This window comes from Mesorhizobium metallidurans STM 2683 (assembly GCF_000350085.1).
GTDB classification, from domain to species: domain Bacteria; phylum Pseudomonadota; class Alphaproteobacteria; order Rhizobiales; family Rhizobiaceae; genus Mesorhizobium; species Mesorhizobium metallidurans.
On record NZ_CAUM01000149.1, the window covers coordinates 119,701 to 136,937 of the forward strand.

Below are 17,237 nucleotides of genomic sequence, written 5' to 3' on the forward strand. Positions count from 1 at the left end.
GCCATGAACTGGTCGCTCTCCTTCGAACCGCTCGTCTCCTGGCCGCTGCTCGTTGCCGTGCTGGCGCCGCTGTTGCTGCTGACGCTGGTTGGCTTGTGGTTTCGTCAGCGCGGTTCGGTCTTCCGTTTCGCCGCCCTGCTCGCACTGGGCGCCGCCCTCATCAACCCGGTATTCCTCGATGAAGAGCGCGAGGCGCTGAAAAGCGTCGTCGCCGTCATCGTCGACCGCAGCCAGAGCCAGGATATCGGCGAGCGCACCAAGCAGACCGACGAGGCGCTGGCCGGGCTTCAGCAGCGCCTCGGCCGCTTCAAGCAGTTCGACGTGCGCGTCGTCGAGGCGGGCAAGTCGGAAGCCGCCGACGAGCGCACCGAAACCAAACTGTTCGGCGCGCTTGAAGGCGCCTTCCGCGACGTGCCGCCTTCGCGCATCGGCGGCGCCATCATGATCACCGACGGCGAGGTGCACGACGCGCCTGCTGGCACCCCAGACTTCAACGCCCCGCTGCACGCGCTGATCACCGGCAATGATCGCGAGAAGGATCGCCGCATCCGCTTCGAGAACGCGCCGCGCTTCGGCCTTGTCGGCAAGCCGCTCGACATGACCTATCGCGTCATCGCCACCGACAACCAGGCCGGCCCGGTCAATGTCCGCGTCTCGGTCAATGGCGAGCAGGTTGCGGTCGAGCAAGCCACGATCGGACAGGCCATGCCGTTGCAGGTGACCATCCCCCGCGCCGGCCGCAACATCATCGAACTCGCCATCGATCCCGAGCCGGGCGAACTGACCGACACCAACAACCGCGCCATCGCGCTGGTCGACGGCATCCGCGAGAATTTGCGCGTGCTGCTCGTCTCCGGCGAGCCGCACGCCGGCGAGCGCACCTGGCGCAACCTCCTGAAATCCGACGCCTCGGTCGATCTCGTTCACTTCACCATCCTGCGGCCGCCGGAAAAGCAGGACGGCACGCCGATCAACGAATTGTCGCTGATCGCCTTTCCGACGCGCGAACTTTTCGTCGAGAAGATCAAGGATTTCGATCTGATCATCTTCGACCGCTACCAGCACCGCGACGTGCTGCCGATCCTCTACTACGATTACATCGCCGAATATGTCGAAAAGGGCGGCGCGCTGCTGATCGCGGCGGGACCTGAATATGCCGGCGAAAGCTCCATTGCCCGCACGCCCTTGATGGCGGCGCTACCGGCGATGCCGACCGGCGAGGTCGTCGACAAGGCCTTTTATCCGCGCCTCACCGACCTTGGCCAGCGCCATCCGGTGACGCGCGGGCTCGACGGCTCGGCAACCGACCCGCCGCGGTGGAGCCGCTGGTTCCGCACCATCGGCGTCGAGAACCCCGAGGGTCAGGTGGTGATGAAGGGCGCCGACAATCGCCCGCTGCTGCTGCTCGACCGCAAGGGCGAAGGCCGCGTCGGCATGCTGCTGTCCGACCAGGGCTGGCTTTGGGCGCGCGGCTTCGAAGGTGGCGGCCCGCATGTCCAACTCTATCGGCGCATCGCCCACTGGCTGATGAAGGAGCCCGAACTCGAGGAGGAGCGGCTGACCGCCGAGGGCCGCGGCATGATGCTGGAAGTCCGCCGCCAGACGATGAGCGATGATCCCGGCCCGGCCCAGGTCATCACCCCCTCCGGCAAGGCGCTGATCGTCAAGCTCGAAAAATCCGAGCCCGGCGTTTTCCTCGGCAGCATCGAGACCAGCGAGATCGGCCTCTATCAGGTCGGCAACGGCAATTTGACCGCACTGGCCCATGTCGGCCCGGTCAACGCACCGGAATTCTCCGACGTCATCTCCACCGAGAACCGGCTGAAAGCACCGGCGGAAGCCACCGGCGGCAGCGTGCGCCGGCTGGCTCCGTCATCGACGCTTGGCGGCCTCGCCAGCGGTGTGACGCTGCCCTCGATCGTCCCGGTCCGATCCTCGGGTGCGGCAGCCGGCAACGACTGGATTGGACTGCGCACCACCGACGACAGCGTGCTCAAGGCGGTGTCGCGCGTGCCGCTGTTCGGCGGCTTCCTAGGCCTCGGCCTGCTGCTGCTGGCGATGGGCTCTATGTGGTACCGCGAGGGAAGATAGCACTCCTCACTCCTCCGGCTCCGTCGTGAACATCAGCGGATAGCCCTTGGCCTTGCCGGCATCGGTTGCTCGCGCCGCCTTGGTCTCGGCGACATCCCTGGTGAAGACGGCGACGACGCAGACGCCGCGCTGGTGCGCGGTGATCATCACCCGCCGCGCCTGGTCTTCGCTCAGCTTGAACTCGCCCTTCAGCACCGTCACCACGAATTCGCGTGGCGTGAAATCGTCATTGACCAGAATGACCTTGTAGAGCTTCGGCCGTTCGGTCTTCGGCTGCGTCTTGGTGCGGGGTTTTGTCGTGATTTCAGGCATCGGAACCGGCAGTTGCGTGCGAGAATGTCGCTGTCACTCTGGCACGGGCGAAAGCAATCGTCCATTTTGAACGGCGCGCTAACCGCCCTCCCGGCAGCAGCGGCCATTCACAAGTTCGTGGTCTATGTGGGAACTGTCGGCTGCGGTTCAACGGCCCTGACGGCCGACGGTCCGGCGAGCAGGAAATTGCCGCACAGTCGGCACGGGCGAGGCGCTTTTTCTGGATCCGGCCGCATCCATCCGCCGTTCCAGCCAGGCAACGACCGGCCATGCGACAAAGCAGATCAGCACCGAGCTGGCGAGCACGATGAGCAGCATGGTCTGCCAGGTGGTGATGTAGTCCCAATCGGTGGAAATCGCCGGCGCGAACAAGGCCGGCTCGATGCGCCCGCTGGCCGGATCTGGAACCGGGCTGGCGGTCAACTGGATCAGCACCTTGGCCAGTGCGGTGACCACCAGGCCGCCAATGACCATCGAGCGCAGAATGGACGAAGGCCGCTTGTTCATGCGGATGCCTTACCGGGCCGGCATTGCGATCGGATTAAGAATTAGTAATAGCTAATGAGCCAGCCCAGTTGGGGAGTTGTCGGGGTACGCACTTTTGCCCCGGACTTGGCGCCATTAAAGACGACCGCTCCAGGCAAATCGCAACTGGAGCGGTCCTCTCATGGGACAAGAGATGTCGCCGGTCTGGATCAGGCCTTCGGAGCCGCCTTCGGAGCAACCTTCTTGTGCTTCTTGACCTTCTTGACGGTCTTCTTGGCAGCAACCTTCTTGACGGCCTTGGCCGGCGCAGTGGCTGTCGTCGTGGTCGTCGCAGCCGCGGTCGTGGCAGCAGCGTTGGCGCTGGTCGTGCCGAGAACCGGCATCGAGAAGGCGAGCGCGATGGCGAGACCGAGGGCGGAGAGGAGGGACTTCTTCATGGCTTCACTTCCTTTTTCTTGCAGATCGAATTTGAGTGTCACTGAACGGGGTCGATCGGTGTCACTCCAAGCAGCTTCAAAGCGTTCGCGAGCATCCGGATCCCCTGTGCCTGTTTCCTGTTGGCGCAGTACCGGTTTCCCTTTCTTTGAAGTGCCTTCGCCGCGGTGACCTGCGTTGCCGTGGCATGGGTTTCGAGGGCTTGGTCGAATTGACGGCTCAGATCGCTGCAACGCTCGCTGCGGGTGATGGCCGCCTTTGTATCGGCCACCTTTGCATCCGATTGTTCGACCGCGGCCGTGACGAGCGAAATGCCGAGCAACGCACCCATCAGGCTGATCGAGAACCTCTGCATTGGTTTGTCCGTAATCCCGTAACGCGTGTCGCAGCCGGTGACCTGACCGCCACGACACCACTTATGCCCTTGTTTTTTTTCGGAAGTTTTTCCGAACTGTAGAATTTTGTTTCTGGATTGTTTCTGACGAATCCGCACCTGGGCTCTTTATCGCCACTGGCCAACATCTGGCCTGAATTCTATCGTGTGGGTGATGGGCAAACGTCGGTTTCGGCCGCCAATGATGACAAGGGTTCCAGTGAAATCCGACGCACACATACTGATCGTCGACGACGACAAGGGCATCCGCGACCTGCTTCAGGAGTTTTTCCAGAAACGGGGGCTGCACACATCCGTCGCCGCCGATGGCACCGAGATGGAAGCCGTCCTGCGCCGGGCGCAGGTCGACCTTATCGTTCTGGACGTCATGCTGCCCGGAAAGAGCGGTCTGGAACTCTGCCGCGAGCTTCGCACCAACTATGCGACGCCGATCATCATGCTGACGGCGGTCAACGAGACGACCGACCGCGTGGTGGGGCTGGAGATGGGCGCCGACGACTATGTGCCCAAGCCCTTCGATCCGCGTGAGCTGCTGGCGCGGATCCGCGCCGTGCTGAGGCGCAACGGCGCCGCCGAGCCGCGCCGCCCAACCTCCAAGCAGGTCTATCATTTCGCCGGCTGGACAATGGACTGTTCGCGCCGCCGGCTGATGGCGCCGGGCGACGTCAGGGTCGAGCTGACGATGGCGGAGTTCAACCTCCTGCAGACTTTCGTCAGGAGCGCGCAGCGCGTGCTGAGCCGCGAGCAGCTCATCGAACTGTCGGGCGGCGACAGCGGCTACAGCTTCGACCGCAGCGTCGACATTCTGGTCAGCCGGCTGCGGCGCAAGATGGAGGACGATCCGAAAACGCCGAAGCTGATCCTGACCGTGCGCAGCGGCGGCTATCAGTTCCTGCCCGAAACGACATCCGAATGAGACGCATCCTGCCGCAAACCCTGCCGGTCTGGGTTCTGCTCATCGTCATTGCCGGCCTGCTGATCAGCCAGGTCGCGACCCTTTATATCGTCTCGCGCGACCGCGCCGCCGCCAATGACGTGGTCAATCTCTACCGGCTCAACGATCGCGCCTTCTCGCTGGTGCAGTTGATGCATGACGCGGCGCCTGAGCAGCGCAAGGCCATCGCTTCCGGTCTGTTCAACGCGACCTACGCGCTCACCGTGTCGGACACGCCCGCCGTCACCTCATCGATAGCCGGCGATGACGAGCTGGCCGAACTCGAAGACATACTGGTCGGGCGGCTGTCGAAATTCGGCGTCACCGACGCACGGGTCCGGCGCGATCCCGCGACGCGCGAAGCCGACGATGCCGGAGGCCAGGTCGAGCGTCGCGATATCGGCCAGGTCGAGCGCGACCTCCTGGTGCTGGCGGCCGATTTCGCCCAGAGCGACAAGCTGACGGCCTCGCTGCGCTTTGCCGACGGCCAATGGCTGAACTTCACCGAGCCGAACACGCCGGTCGGCCCGATATTAAGCTTCGACAGCCTGCCGCTCTATGCCCTGATCGCCGGACTGGTGGTGGTCTCCTCGATCTGGTCGCTGCGCCGGCTGACCGCGCCCTACCGGATGATGGAAACCGCGGTGAAGCGTATCGGCAACGACCTCAAGAGCCCGCCGATCGCCGAGACCGGCAGCCGCGAGGTCCGTACCGCCGCCAGGGCGGTCAATGCCATGCAGGCGAGGCTGCGCGACTATGTCGAGGATCGCGAACATCTTGCCGCGGCGCTCGCGCATGATTTGCGCACGCCGCTGACAAGGATGCGGCTGCGTCTCGAATTGCTGAGGAAATCGACTGTTCGCGAGGCGCTGGCGCATGACCTTGCCGATGTCGAGGAGATTGCCAGCTCGGTCATCGACTTCGCCACCTTCGAGGTGACCGAGGAAAAGAGCGAGAGGATCGATTTCTGGTCGCTGGTGGAATCGATCGCCGACGGCTTCCAGGAGGTCTCGTTCGACAATGAGGATACGCGCTCGCGCGGCCTGATCTGCATCGCGCGCCCGGTCGCGCTGCGGCGCTGCGTCACCAATCTCGTCCAGAACGCCGTCACCTACGGCAAGAAGGCGCATCTCAGCCTTCAGCAATCGGGCAAGATCATCACGCTGGCCATCCGCGACGAGGGGCCGGGCATACCGCAGGCCGAACTCGATGCGGTGTTCGGCTCGTTCGTGCGCCTGGAACAATCGCGCAACCGCCAGACCGGCGGCCTCGGTCTCGGCCTGACCATCGCCCGCAACATCGCCCGCGCCGCCGGCGGCGAGGTCAGCTTGTCCAACCACCCCGGCGGCGGCCTGCTAACCGAGCTGAGGTTGCCAGCCGCGGCGTAAGGCCAAGCCGGCGCTCCTTCTGGCAACGAAAGAACTACCTTCGCAACACCGCGCTCAGCACGTCCCGGATGCCGATGGCACCGACGAAGCGCGACTGGTCGTCGAAGAGCGCCACCGGCGCCGTCTGCGAGCGGTGCATGGCCAGCATCACCGTCTTCAGCGAGGTGCCGGGATTGGCCCAGAACACCTGAGCCAACTCCTCCGGCTGACCCTCGACATCGGCGCAGGATACCCACACCGCCGGCTTGCCGTCGCGTTCGGCCGCCGCCACCAGCCCGTGCTCGTCGATCTTGAAGCGCGTCGTCTTGCGCCGGTCGAGCCACACCCAGCCATCCTTGCCGTGTTCGAGGTCGCGGCGGTCGCGCATCACGTTCCAGGCCGTCAGGACGGACAGCGGATTCACATTGGCGATGAAGTCGCGGACATAGTCGTTGGCGGGACGCAGCACGATGTCTTCCGGCGCGCCGGTCTGCACGATGCGCCCGCCTTCCATGATGGTGATGTGGCTGCCGATCTTCAGCGCCTCCTCGAGATCGTGGCTGACGAAGATGATGGTCTTCTTCAGCTCGGCCTGAAGCTGCAGCAACTCGTCCTGCAGCTTGGTGCGGATCAGCGGGTCGAGCGCCGAGAACGGCTCGTCCATCAACAGGATCGGCGCTTCGGTGGCGAAGGCGCGCGCCAGCCCGACGCGCTGCTGCATGCCGCCGGAAAGCTCGTGGGCGTATTTCTTCGCCCACTGGTCGAGATTGACCAGCTTGAGCTGGCGATGCACGCGCTCCTTGCGCTCGGCTTCCGGCACGCCGGCAAGCTCGAGGCCAAGGCCGACATTCTCCTCCACCGTGCGCCACGGCAGCAGGCCGAACTGCTGGAACACCATCGCCACCTGCTTCTGCCGCAGCCGCCGAAGGGTCGCCTCGTCGCAAGTGACGACATCGACCGTGCCGTCGCCGTCCTTGACCAGAACCTGGCCGCGCGAAACCACGTTCAGCCGGTTCACGGCCCTGAGCAGGGTCGACTTGCCGGAGCCGGACAGGCCCATGAGCACGGAAATCTCGCCCTCATGCACGGTAAGGCTGGCGCCGGCGCAACCCAGCACATTGCCGGTCTTTTCGAGGATCTCGGCCCGGGTGGCGCCGCTGTCGATGAGCGCCAGCGACCCGGCCTGGTCGGCGCCGAAGACGATATCGACATTCCTGAAATCGACGGCGACGGTCATTTCTTGCCTCCAACGCCAATGCGGGTCATCCGGTCGAGCACGATGGCAAGCACGACGATGGCGAGCCCCGCCTCGAGCCCGAGGTCGATCCGGCGCGAGCCGAGCGCGCGGTTGATTTCGGTGCCGAGGCCGCCGGCGCCGATCAGCGCCGCGAACACCACCATCGACAGCGACAGCATGATCGACTGCGTGAGCCCCGCCATGATGGTGGGCAGCGCCGAAGGCAGTTCCACCTTCCACAGCAGCTGTCTTTTGGTGGCGCCGAAGGCCTCGCCGGCCTCGACGATCGCTTTCGGCACCGAAGTGACGCCGAGATGGGTGAGCCGGACCGAGGTCGGGATGACGAAGATGATGGTGACGATGAGGCCGGGTGCATTGCCCAGCCCGAACAAGGTCAGCACCGGGATCAGGTAGACGAAGGTCGGCAGCGTCTGCATCAGGTCGAGCACCGGCAGCATGAAGCGGTAGATCTTCGGCTTGTGCGCGGCCCAGATGCCGAGCGGCACGCCGATGGCCATCGAGGCGGCAGCGGCCGCAACCACAAGCACCAGCGTCTCCACCGTCTGCTTCCAGAGGTTCTGGTTGAGGATGAACAACAGTCCGATGAAGACGCCGAGCGCCAGGCCCTTCGAACGCTGCAGGAAATAGGCAAGCAGCGCGATCAGCGCGATGAGCAGCACCGGCGGCAGCATCAGCAGCCCGTCGACGATCCCGTCGAGCAGGAAATTGAGGCCGTTGGAAAAAGCCCTGAAGACGGTGTTGAAATTGTCGGTCAAGAAACCGAAGAGGGCCTTGCCCCACGCGCCTATGGGGATCCTGTAGCTGACCAGGAATTTTGAAATCGGATCCATCTCGCCCCTCTTCGCCGAGTGCCGCCCTTGCCGGACGGTCATCTTGTCACAGGATATGAAGAAGGGCAGCCTTTTCTACAGCGGCTGCCCTTCTTAATCCGGTCAAGCCGGATGCAAAGCCGGCTCAGCTCCCGAGCGCGGTTTTGACGGCTGCCGCCGCGTCGCCGCCATCGAAAGTGGTCACGCCGGCGATCCATGGGGTGACCGCCTCCGGATTTTTCTTCAGCCAGTCGGTCGCGACCGTGTTGGCGTCGCCGCCCTTGAGGATGGCGTCCATCATCTCGCCTTCCATGTCCAGGTTGAACTTCAGATTGGCGATGAACTTGCCGGCGTTCGGGCATTCGGTCATGTAGCCCTTGCGCACATTGGTGCTGACGGTGGCGGCGCCGAAGCCGCTGTCGCCCATGCCTTCGAGATAGGTGATCTTCATGGCGCCCATCACCGGATGCGGCGTCCAGCCGAGGAAGGCGATCCATTCATTGTTCTTCATCGACTGCTCGGCCTGGGTGAGCATGCCGGCCTCCGAAGATTCAACCAGTTCGAAGCCTTCGAGATTGTCAGCCGGGTTCTTGATCATGTCGAGGATGATCCGGTTGCCGTCATTGCCGGCCTCGATGCCGTAGATCTTGCCGTCGAACTTGTCCTTGAACTTGCCGAGGTCGGTCAGTGTCTTGACGCCGGCGTCCGCCACATAGGTCGGCACGACGATGCCATAACCGGCGCCGCTGAGGTTTTCGCTGACGGTCTCGACCGAGCCGTCGGCGGTGTAGTCCTTGATGTCATTGGTCATCGACGGCATCCAGTTGCCGAGGAAGACGTCAAGGTCCTTGTTCTTCAGCGACGCATAGGTCACCGGCACCGAGAGCTGGATCACCTGCGGCTCGTAGCCGAGCGCGGTGAGCAGCACCGAGGCGACGCCGGTCGTCGCCTGGATGTCGGTCCAGCCGACATCGGAAAGACGTACCGCCTTGCAGCTTTCCGGATCGCCGGCGAAAGCTGCGCTGGTGGATAGAAAAGCCGCCAGGCCGAGGCCGGCGACGAAGGATTTCATGCGCGACATAGTTATTCTCCCATTTCAGTACTTTGGCGAAGCGGATTTCTGGCCCGCCTTTGTTTCATCAGCCAAACACCATTCTGGTGCAGTTTCAAGCACTAAGGCAATCACGATCAACGGCGCGGGCTGGCCGATCAGCGACACCTTGCCGCTTTTTTGGCAGGAGTTTCTCCGGTCAGGCAGGCGTTTCTACGATGGAATGCCCTTTTCTGGTGGAATGTCGGGACGCCCCCTCCCCGCGCCTAGACAAGTCGGCTTAAAAGGGCGGCATGGCCAAGCTCTATTTCCACTATGCGACGATGAATGCCGGCAAGACGACGATGCTCTTGCAGGCGTCGTACAATTACCGTGAGCGCGGCATGACGACGATGCTGTTCGTCGCCGGCCACTACCGCAAGGGCGAGACCGGGCTGATCTCCTCGCGCATCGGCCTGGAGACGGAAGCCGAGATGTTCCGCGACGGCGACGACCTGTTCGCCCGGGTTGCCGAGCATAATGGCCGCACGACGGTGCATTGCGTCTTTGTCGACGAGGCGCAGTTCCTCGAGGAGGAGCAGGTGTGGCAGCTAGCCCGCATCACCGACCGGTTGAACATCCCGGTCATGTGCTACGGCCTGCGCACCGACTTCCAGGGCAAGCTGTTTTCCGGCTCGCGCGCCCTGCTCGCCATTGCCGACGAATTGCGCGAGGTGCGCACCATCTGCCGCTGCGGCCGCAAGGCGACAATGGTCGTGCGCCTTGGCCCGGATGGCAAGGTGGCGAGGCAAGGCGAGCAGGTGGCGATCGGCAAGGACGTTTATGTCTCGCTCTGCCGCCGCCATTGGGAGGAAGAAATGGGCCGCGTCGCGCCCGACGACTTCATCGGCTTCACTAAGGGCTGAAAGGTCTGACCGCTGCCTATTCCGGTTTCATTCGCCTCCGATTACGATGCGCGCGGGGGCGATATGAAAATTCTGCAATTCACGGTCGATTGTCCGTTTCCGCCGGTATCCGGCGGCGAGATCAGGAATGCCGCCAATGCGCGGGCGCTTGCCGGGCTGGGCGAGGTTCTGACCGTGAGCTTCACCGGCGCGCCCGCGCCGGCGACGCCGCCGAACATCCGGCATCGGATCGTCGAGGCGGCCCGTGGCCGCGGCCCCTGGCACAGTCGCAGCCCGCACCCGACCGTGCATGTGATCCCGGCCGATGAATTGGCCGAAGCAGCCTCGATCTGGAGAGCGTTCGCGCCCGACCTCGTGGTAATCGAAGACATCGCGCTTTCGCAATTGCTGGCGCTGGCGCATGAGCATCGCGGACAGACCGTCATCGACCTGCACAATGTCGATTCACGCACGGTGGCGGATCGCATCGGATCGCTGTCCCTGTGGCAGCGCTGGTGGCGCTTTCGCGAGCACCGGCGCAAGATCGCCCAGGCGCGCGAAGCGGATATCTTCGCCGCCGAGACAGCTGACCAGGTCTGGGTCTGTTCGGAAGCCGACCGGGCGATGCTGCTGGCGCTGGGGCTGGCAGGCAGCATCACGGCGCCCGGCAAGACGATCGACATCAAGGTGATCGCCAATCCCATCCCCGACGAAACCGTGCTTTCCCTGCCGATTGATGCCCGGCGCTACGAAAAGCTCCGTCTCTGCTTCATCGGCCATCTCGGCTATTTCCCCAACATCGACGCGGTCAAGCAGATCGGCCGCAAGATGGCGCCATGCCTGGCGGCGTCCGGTCAGCCCTGGTCGATCACCGTCGCCGGCAAGAATCCGCGCGACATCGTGCGCCATGTCTGCGCAGCGCACGGGCTGCAACTTGTCGAAAACCCGCCGCACGTACCGGACCTGCTTGGCCGTGCCGGTTATGCGCCGATCCCGCTCAGGTTCGGCGGCGGAACCCGCATCAAGGCGCTGGAAGCGATGGCCGCGGGACTGGTCGTCTGCGCAACGGAAAAGGCTGTCGAGGGCCTCGGCCTCGAAGCCGGCACGCATTTCCTGTCCGGCCGCGACGCCGGCGAGCTGGCCGCGAAGATCACGGCACTCGCCGCGGAGCCACAGCGAGCAGCCGCGATGGCCGACGCCGGCCGGACTTTCGTGCGCGACAGGCATTCGCTGGCGGCGATCGAACGGACGATCCTGCAGGCCGTAGAAAATCTGGCAGTGCGCCGGCCGGGTTGAGCATGTCTTCCGCAATCCCGCCATCATGCGGCGTTTGTTAGGGCCTCGCGCCTATTTTAGGGCTTGGATGCATGTCGCCCAAAAGCATGCCTTCGGGCTTGACCCAAGGGTGTGCAGCGGTTTTGGGGCAACGACATGCAAAAAAGCCGGAACTTGTCGGGATCAGCAATGTTTCGAGCCATTTCGTCCGCCGGTGTCTTTCTCCTTGCCGGCGTCCTTGCCGCACATGCCGACGGCGACGCCGTCCTCGGCAAGAAGGTCTTCAACCGATGCCTCGCCTGCCACGAGGCGGCGACCGATCGCGACAAGGTCGGTCCGCATCTGATGGGCGTCGTTGGCCGCACCGCCGGCACGGCGGAGAGCTTCCTCAGCCGGTATTCGCAGGCGATGAAGGATGCGGGCGCCGCAGGCCTGGTCTGGGACGAGGCGAATCTTGCCGAATATCTGCGTGCGCCCCGGCAAAAGGTCCCCGGCAACAAGATGGGCTTCACCGGCCTGACCAGCGACGACGACATCGCCAATGTCATTGCCTATCTCAAAGCCGACCCCAAGCCTTGAGCCTTTTCCGTTCGGGCCGCCCGGCTTTGCCACCGCCATGAGCGGAGTTCCTTCATAGTTTTGCGAATTTGAAGGAAGGGGTGGAGGCGGAAATTGCGTGCTTCATTGTCGCTCCGGCCGAACAGACGTCCTTGGCAAATGAAAGGCACCAGGCGGCCCAGTATTGGTGCAGTGATCCTCTCATTCAAGGCAAGTGCGGGTTTTTTGTTTTCGCGCCGCGTCCTGTGTTCGACCTTTCAATCCTTGGAAGCCCCACATATATTCGCCGCTGTTAGCACTCAGCGACCTGATGCCGAAGCGGGGAGGCCTCCATGGCGACATTGCAGAATTTCGATGCCGAAATTGCCAAGACCAAGCAGGTCGTGCAGGACATGCGCACCAAGATCGAGCAATCCGGCACCGTGCTCGACACGCTCGCCAAGGCCGACAAGAAGATCGGCGACGCCGATTTCGATATCGAGAATGCCCGCATCGAGGACGTGCTGAAACAGCAGAAGGTGATGGAAGGCAACATCGCCGACCTGATCATCGGGCTGGAGGACGCCACCAACGTCTTCGGCGCCGAATTCGAGAGCATGAAGAACTACACCGGCTGGGAGAACTTCGTCGGCATGTTCTCCAGCCAGCGCAAGCAGCGCATGCGCACCGACCGTGTCCGCAACATGTCGCTGGCCGGCAATCTGCAGGAACTGTTGGCGAAATCCGACACCATCGTCGGTATCCTCAAGGCGCAGAAGGACGTTCTCGAGCAGCGCTACAAGACCTCCGAGACCAGCCTCGCGCAGGTGATCGAGCGCCGCAAGACCACCATGTCCAATCTCGAAGCCGTCCAGAAACGCATCGAGGAGTTCAACCCGATGCTGCTCGACATCGAGAACAGGATCGCCGCCTCGACCAGCCAGAAGGAGCGCACGCAGCTTGAAGGCGAGCGCTCGAAAATGGCCACGGAATACAATGAGAAGCAGGCCAAGGAGCAGGAGCTGTTGGCCGAAAGCCAGACTCTGGAACGCTACACCTCGATGTTCCAGACCTTCGTCGATTCGCTCAACAACCAGATCGCGGCGCAGTCGACCCTGATCAACAAGCTGACCATCGATACCGAGCAGCGCATCGTGCTCTACAAGGCGCTGGAAGATTCGCTGAAGACGGCCGCCCAGCAGGACGTCGCCCACAAGATCAACACGCTGGGCAGCCAGGTCGACAACACCGCCGAAGAGACCATGGCCGGCATCGGTGCGGCCTCGCAGAAGCACATTGGCGATCTCCTCGAAATGCACGAGAAGAACATGGTGGCCACCGCCGACATCCAGCGCCGCAAGAAGTTGGCCGACGACGCCTTCGCCCGCCGCTTCGACGACGTGATGAAGAAGCACAACTCTGCCAACTACGTGCAGTCGTAATTGCTGCACGCGCATGGCACTCTAAGGCTGGCTGCATGACCCCCGAAAACGAAGCGGCGGCGCGCTATTTCTCGGCGATCACGGCGGCGCTCAGCGGCCTCGAAGCGTTCATGCGCGACGACCGCTCGCCGCTCTACCGGCACGGCATCGTCGCCAAGATCGTCGCCGAATACATTGCGCGGCTCGACAAGTCCTTTTCCTGCTGGCGCAACCGGCTGGGCTTCATGGACACGTTCCGCATTTCACGCGCCGAAAGCGGCTTTCCGGTTTTTCAGAACCTGCTCGAACTGGAGAACGACCGTCGCCAGGCCGATGCGCGGCTCGCCAACATCCCGCTGACCGGCGAGCTGCGCGAGGAAATGGCCGACTTCATCCTGCGCCACAAGGAGTTCCCCGCAGCGCTGCAGAAATCGATGGCCGAGCGACTCTACCTCGAGGACGTGAAAAGCGAGACCACCTTCGGCCCGTTCACGCTGGCGCAGACGGCAAAGGTCTCGGTCAATCCGAAGACGGGGCGGCCTTACTATCTCGTCCATTGGGCTGCCTTCGACGGCAGCGCCAACCTGCCGCTGGTCTATATGGTGACGGTGGAGGATTCCTCGGAGACCATGATCCGCCAACTCGTCGACGACAATGGCAAGCTCAACGACAAGGTGGACATCCCGCTGCCGGTCGACGGCCTGCTCAACCCCGAGCTTGCCCGCCGCTTCGACGACTTCACCGAAAGGAACTCGGCCTATACGCTGTCGCCGGCGACCATCGCCGTCAACCTCGACAAGGATTTCGAGCCGCTCCACCCCAAGCAATTGCGCCGCGTCGTGCTCGGCCCCTTCTATTCGGCGGGAATCACCGACAACAATTCGACGGTCATCGAAGTGCTGGCCAAGGTACGCAAGCCGGAAAACGCCTGGCTTTTGACCTGGACCATCCAGGAAGTCTATTCGAAAGCCGAGAAACCCGGCCGCAAGGGCCTGTTTTCGAGCGAGAAGACGACGCAGGAATTCTTCATCAACACCGACGACCTGGAGGCCGCGCGCCAAGGCGTGTCGAGCTATGAGAACCATGCGCTAATCCCGCACGAGGCCTATCAGGCGCTCTACGCCGCCGGCGAGGCGCAGAAGATTTTTTCCGGTTACAACGTCCACATCCTGTCGAACGGACAGGTCATCAGCGATGTGTGAGAGCCTCGCTCACCCAGGGAAACGACATGTACAGCCAAGGGGCGGACAATGACGCCTGCAGGCAAGGTTTTCGCCAAGAAGCGTGAGCTTGACGCTCTCAGGAAGAAAGTTCGACCTGGTGCCTTGGACGGCTTGGAACACAGCCAGCGGATCGACATCACCTACACGTCGAACGCGATCGAAGGCAACACGCTGACCGCGGGCGAGACGGCCCTGGTTCTGGAGAAAGGCATCACGATCAGCGGCAAGCCTCTCAAGGATCACCTTGAAGCCGTCGACCATGCTCGGGCATTGAACTGGGTACTGGAAATCGCCTCACAACGCGACGCACCGATAATCGAGATGGACATTCGTAACCTGCATCATCTGGTTGTAGCGAATTCCAAATCCGAGATCGCTGGTCGCTACGCCGACAGAGCCCGCTACGTGAACACCGATGTGGGTGTGCACAATTTCCCAGCGCCGACGGAAGTTCCCGCGCTCATGCAAACTTTCAGCCAATGGTTGGGCGCGGCACGCAATACGCCGCAAACGGCATTCGAGGCCCACAGGCGATTTGTCGGCATTCATCCTTTCAACGACGGGAACGGCCGTACAGCCCGTCTTTTGATGAATCTTGTGCTTGCGCGCGCGGGCTATCCGCCAGTGGCGATCCGCCCCGAAGATCGCCCGGCCTACATTGCCGCGCTTGAGATCGATCAGCGCGGTGGCGGCCATGCCGCCTTTGACAATCTGCTTTTCGAAAGGCTGGAGCAGACGCTGGACTTGTATCTCGATGCCGCTCGCCAAGCTCGGGATTCGTCTGCCGACGCGACTAGAATAATTCCGATGAGGAGATGATCATGGACACCGGCTTGACCACGATCTCGGAAGCGGCAATCGAAAAGCACCGCGCCACCGCGCAGAGCTTCATCACCCGCATCGTCGTGCTTGAAGACCCGGCGCGCGAATCCGGCACCGCGCTGGCCGGCACCAACCGCCGTTTCGTCTCGACCGTCTCGGTCGGCTCGGTGCGGCGCACGCGCGTGGTCGAGCTGTCGAAGACCGTCGCCGCCGTCCATCCCGATGACCAGTTGCTGAGCATTGCGCAGCATACGCTGTTGTTTCGCGCCCGGCGCGGCACGGCCATGGCGCTGGCCATATCGGACGTTTTCGCCGAAGGTTCCGACCTCGAAAGCCTGCAGGCGAAAAACGCCCGCGCCCCGCTCGAAGGCGACGAAGCCGCCACCTTCAAGAGACTTCTGTCGGCCTCGGCCTACATTTCCGCCTTCAGCCTCGCTTCCTATCTGTTCCAGCTCATCGACAGCGACGGCGAGGCGCCCAACGACACGCCCGAACCGGACTTCCTGTTCGACACGCCGCAGGACGCGGTGAAGTCGATCCTGGCCGGCCTCGACAGGGCGATTGCGGGCGCGAAGGACGACGCCGACCTGATGACGCGCGCGCGTGCCTTTGCCCGCGTCGCTATCGACGGGCTTTTGGCGCGAAAAGGCCGCTTCGACGGCATTGGTCCGTTCGAAAACGCGCATATCCGCATCGATGTCGATGATTTCACCCTCGATGGTTTCGACGTCGCGCCTGGCAAGCGCTCGAAACCGCTGGTGATGACCTTCAAGAAGCCGGAAGAGGTCGTCGGCAACCACATCGCCAAATACCAGTCGGTCAAGCTCGCCAAGATGCTGATGGCCTATGATTTCGAGCGCGAACTGAACCCCTTCGTCGAGCTTGGCGGCTTCCTCTTCACCTTCATCGGCGACGGCGCGCCAGGCACCGGCAAGACGACGCTGATCCAGATGATCGCCGGCCTCGTCAGCGGTTACTGCCAGGTCGCCGGCTATCCCTTTGCCTACCAGAATTTCGGCGTCGACCAGATCTCCTCCTACCAGGGCAAGTCCGGCCAGAATTGCCGCCAGTTCATCAACAATGTGCTCAACCCGCGCGTCATCGGTTTCGGCACCGTCGACGACATCGACCAGGTGGCGGCGCGCCGCTCCGACGACCGCGCCTCCGCCGGCCAGCAGGAAATCACCGGCGTCCTGATGGACGCCTTTGCCGGTGCGTCGACGGTCGTGCGCGGCAACTGCTCCTTCGGCATGTTCTCCAACTATCCCGAAAATGTCGACGACGCTCTGCGCCAGCGCGCCGGCGCCCGCTGGTTGGTCGACGGTCCACAGAGCCGCGACGATTACATCGACATCTTCGTCCTGCTCGCCGGCAAAAACCACAAGATCCCGCTCGGCGACCACAAGCTCTATGCCGCCCAGGAGATCCAGCGCGCGGTAATGGAAGCCTATGAGGAGCACGAGAAGCCCAGGGAAGACGGCTTGATGAAGGTCTATGAGCGCTACATGAAGGAGAATGGCGCGCCGAAGTCGATGGCCGATATTGGCACCTACCTGCACATGATCAAGGACGCCGAGCCGCGTTTCACCGGCCGCGCCATCAAGAACGTCACCGATGCGATCAAGATGCGTGCCATGGACATCGAACTGCCGGACGAGTGGTTCGAAAAGCCGGAAGCCTTCATGCACAAGGGCTATGACGACAAGAAAGCGATGATCGAGGATCTGCGCGGGCCGTTCTCGATGGACATGGTCATGCAGGAGATCAACCGCTACGCCGATAGCGAGTTCCGCTATTCCGACAAATCCGACGACGCGGCGGTAACCAAGATGATCCGCGACACCCGCCTGCGCGACCGCGCGCTGCGCGAAATCGAGGAGATGAAGAAGAAGGGGAGTTGGAATGCGTGAGCCGCGCCAGCCTTCCCTTCTCCCCTTT

At 63.0% G+C, this 17,237-nt stretch carries 17 protein-coding genes; 10 read left to right on the plus strand and 7 right to left on the minus strand.

The window, feature by feature from the left end:
• Positions 1 to 3: 3 nt before the first annotated feature.
• Positions 4 to 2,091: a hypothetical protein gene (locus MESS2_RS26760; RefSeq protein ID WP_008877716.1), complete on the plus strand. Its 2,088-nt coding sequence runs from the start codon at positions 4 to 6 to the stop codon at positions 2,089 to 2,091.
• Positions 2,092 to 2,097: 6 nt separating this feature from the next.
• Here MESS2_RS26760 and clpS read toward each other — a convergent pair whose 3' ends face one another.
• The 4 genes from clpS to MESS2_RS26780 form a co-directional block, all read right to left on the minus strand.
• Positions 2,098 to 2,403 (minus strand): ATP-dependent Clp protease adapter ClpS, encoded by a 306-nt coding sequence (gene clpS / locus MESS2_RS26765; protein WP_008877717.1) that lies wholly within the window; start codon positions 2,401 to 2,403, stop codon positions 2,098 to 2,100.
• A 147-nt stretch (positions 2,404 to 2,550) separates the two neighbouring features.
• Positions 2,551 to 2,910, minus strand: a complete 360-nt coding sequence (locus MESS2_RS26770) for a hypothetical protein (protein WP_008877718.1) — start codon at positions 2,908 to 2,910, stop codon at positions 2,551 to 2,553.
• Between the two features lie 188 nt (positions 2,911 to 3,098).
• On the minus strand, positions 3,099 to 3,326 hold the full coding sequence (locus MESS2_RS26775; protein WP_008877719.1) for a hypothetical protein: 228 nt from the start codon (positions 3,324 to 3,326) through the stop codon (positions 3,099 to 3,101).
• A 38-nt stretch (positions 3,327 to 3,364) separates the two neighbouring features.
• On the minus strand, positions 3,365 to 3,679 hold the full coding sequence (locus MESS2_RS26780) for a hypothetical protein (RefSeq protein WP_008877720.1): 315 nt from the start codon (positions 3,677 to 3,679) through the stop codon (positions 3,365 to 3,367).
• Between the two features lie 238 nt (positions 3,680 to 3,917).
• Between MESS2_RS26780 and MESS2_RS26785 the strand changes: the two genes are divergently transcribed.
• Entirely contained in the window at positions 3,918 to 4,634 is a 717-nt protein-coding gene (locus MESS2_RS26785) for a response regulator (RefSeq protein WP_040594105.1), read from the plus strand.
• On the plus strand, positions 4,631 to 6,040 hold the full coding sequence (locus MESS2_RS26790) for an ATP-binding protein (protein WP_008877722.1): 1,410 nt from the start codon (positions 4,631 to 4,633) through the stop codon (positions 6,038 to 6,040). Before MESS2_RS26785 ends, MESS2_RS26790 begins: the two co-directional genes overlap by 4 nt.
• Positions 6,041 to 6,074: 34 nt before the next feature.
• Here MESS2_RS26790 and choV read toward each other — a convergent pair whose 3' ends face one another.
• From choV to MESS2_RS26805, 3 genes are all read right to left on the minus strand, one after another.
• Complete coding sequence (choV, locus tag MESS2_RS26795) at positions 6,075 to 7,256, minus strand: choline ABC transporter ATP-binding protein (protein WP_008877723.1); 1,182 nt, start codon at positions 7,254 to 7,256, stop codon at positions 6,075 to 6,077.
• Positions 7,253 to 8,107, minus strand: a complete 855-nt coding sequence (choW, locus tag MESS2_RS26800; protein ID WP_008877724.1) for a choline ABC transporter permease subunit — start codon at positions 8,105 to 8,107, stop codon at positions 7,253 to 7,255. Before choW ends, choV begins: the two co-directional genes overlap by 4 nt.
• 124 nt (positions 8,108 to 8,231) lie before the next feature.
• A complete protein-coding gene (locus MESS2_RS26805; protein ID WP_008877725.1) occupies positions 8,232 to 9,167 on the minus strand; it encodes a choline ABC transporter substrate-binding protein in 936 nt (311 codons plus the stop codon).
• Positions 9,168 to 9,430: 263 nt separating this feature from the next.
• Here MESS2_RS26805 and MESS2_RS26810 point away from each other — a divergent pair, with 263 nt between their 5' ends.
• The 7 genes from MESS2_RS26810 to MESS2_RS26840 all read left to right on the plus strand — a co-directional run bounded on the left by MESS2_RS26810 (position 9,431) and on the right by MESS2_RS26840 (position 17,209).
• A complete protein-coding gene (locus tag MESS2_RS26810) occupies positions 9,431 to 10,042 on the plus strand; it encodes a thymidine kinase (RefSeq protein ID WP_008877726.1) in 612 nt (203 codons plus the stop codon).
• Between the two features lie 63 nt (positions 10,043 to 10,105).
• A complete protein-coding gene (locus MESS2_RS26815; RefSeq protein WP_008877727.1) occupies positions 10,106 to 11,317 on the plus strand; it encodes a glycosyltransferase family 4 protein in 1,212 nt (403 codons plus the stop codon).
• A 168-nt stretch (positions 11,318 to 11,485) separates the two neighbouring features.
• On the plus strand, positions 11,486 to 11,875 hold the full coding sequence (locus MESS2_RS26820; RefSeq protein WP_008877728.1) for a c-type cytochrome: 390 nt from the start codon (positions 11,486 to 11,488) through the stop codon (positions 11,873 to 11,875).
• A gap of 311 nt (positions 11,876 to 12,186) precedes the next feature.
• Positions 12,187 to 13,275 (plus strand): hypothetical protein, encoded by a 1,089-nt coding sequence (locus MESS2_RS26825; protein WP_008877729.1) that lies wholly within the window; start codon positions 12,187 to 12,189, stop codon positions 13,273 to 13,275.
• A 35-nt stretch (positions 13,276 to 13,310) separates the two neighbouring features.
• Complete coding sequence (locus MESS2_RS26830) at positions 13,311 to 14,456, plus strand: hypothetical protein (RefSeq protein ID WP_008877730.1); 1,146 nt, start codon at positions 13,311 to 13,313, stop codon at positions 14,454 to 14,456.
• 48 nt (positions 14,457 to 14,504) lie between these two features.
• The gene (locus MESS2_RS26835; protein WP_008877731.1) at positions 14,505 to 15,296 is read left to right on the plus strand and encodes a Fic family protein; all 792 of its coding nucleotides are present in this window, start codon (positions 14,505 to 14,507) and stop codon (positions 15,294 to 15,296) included.
• A 2-nt stretch (positions 15,297 to 15,298) separates the two neighbouring features.
• A complete protein-coding gene (locus MESS2_RS26840; protein WP_040594123.1) occupies positions 15,299 to 17,209 on the plus strand; it encodes an AAA family ATPase in 1,911 nt (636 codons plus the stop codon).
• The last annotated feature ends 28 nt before the right edge of the window (positions 17,210 to 17,237 follow it).

Coding starts and splice junctions, on each gene's coding strand:
- MESS2_RS26820 (WP_008877728.1), top strand. CDS start 11,486: ATGTTTCGAGCCATTTCGTCCGCCGGTGTCTTTCTCCTTGCCGGCGTC.
- clpS (WP_008877717.1), bottom strand. CDS start 2,403: ATGCCTGAAATCACGACAAAACCCCGCACCAAGACGCAGCCGAAGACC.
- MESS2_RS26790 (WP_008877722.1), top strand. CDS start 4,631: ATGAGACGCATCCTGCCGCAAACCCTGCCGGTCTGGGTTCTGCTCATC.
- MESS2_RS26830 (WP_008877730.1), top strand. CDS start 13,311: ATGACCCCCGAAAACGAAGCGGCGGCGCGCTATTTCTCGGCGATCACG.
- MESS2_RS26810 (WP_008877726.1), top strand. CDS start 9,431: ATGGCCAAGCTCTATTTCCACTATGCGACGATGAATGCCGGCAAGACG.
- choV (WP_008877723.1), bottom strand. CDS start 7,256: ATGACCGTCGCCGTCGATTTCAGGAATGTCGATATCGTCTTCGGCGCC.
- MESS2_RS26825 (WP_008877729.1), top strand. CDS start 12,187: ATGGCGACATTGCAGAATTTCGATGCCGAAATTGCCAAGACCAAGCAG.
- MESS2_RS26780 (WP_008877720.1), bottom strand. CDS start 3,679: ATGCAGAGGTTCTCGATCAGCCTGATGGGTGCGTTGCTCGGCATTTCG.
- MESS2_RS26835 (WP_008877731.1), top strand. CDS start 14,505: ATGACGCCTGCAGGCAAGGTTTTCGCCAAGAAGCGTGAGCTTGACGCT.
- MESS2_RS26760 (WP_008877716.1), top strand. CDS start 4: ATGAACTGGTCGCTCTCCTTCGAACCGCTCGTCTCCTGGCCGCTGCTC.
- MESS2_RS26840 (WP_040594123.1), top strand. CDS start 15,299: ATGGACACCGGCTTGACCACGATCTCGGAAGCGGCAATCGAAAAGCAC.
- MESS2_RS26775 (WP_008877719.1), bottom strand. CDS start 3,326: ATGAAGAAGTCCCTCCTCTCCGCCCTCGGTCTCGCCATCGCGCTCGCC.
- choW (WP_008877724.1), bottom strand. CDS start 8,107: ATGGATCCGATTTCAAAATTCCTGGTCAGCTACAGGATCCCCATAGGC.
- MESS2_RS26815 (WP_008877727.1), top strand. CDS start 10,106: ATGAAAATTCTGCAATTCACGGTCGATTGTCCGTTTCCGCCGGTATCC.
- MESS2_RS26805 (WP_008877725.1), bottom strand. CDS start 9,167: ATGTCGCGCATGAAATCCTTCGTCGCCGGCCTCGGCCTGGCGGCTTTT.
- MESS2_RS26770 (WP_008877718.1), bottom strand. CDS start 2,910: ATGAACAAGCGGCCTTCGTCCATTCTGCGCTCGATGGTCATTGGCGGC.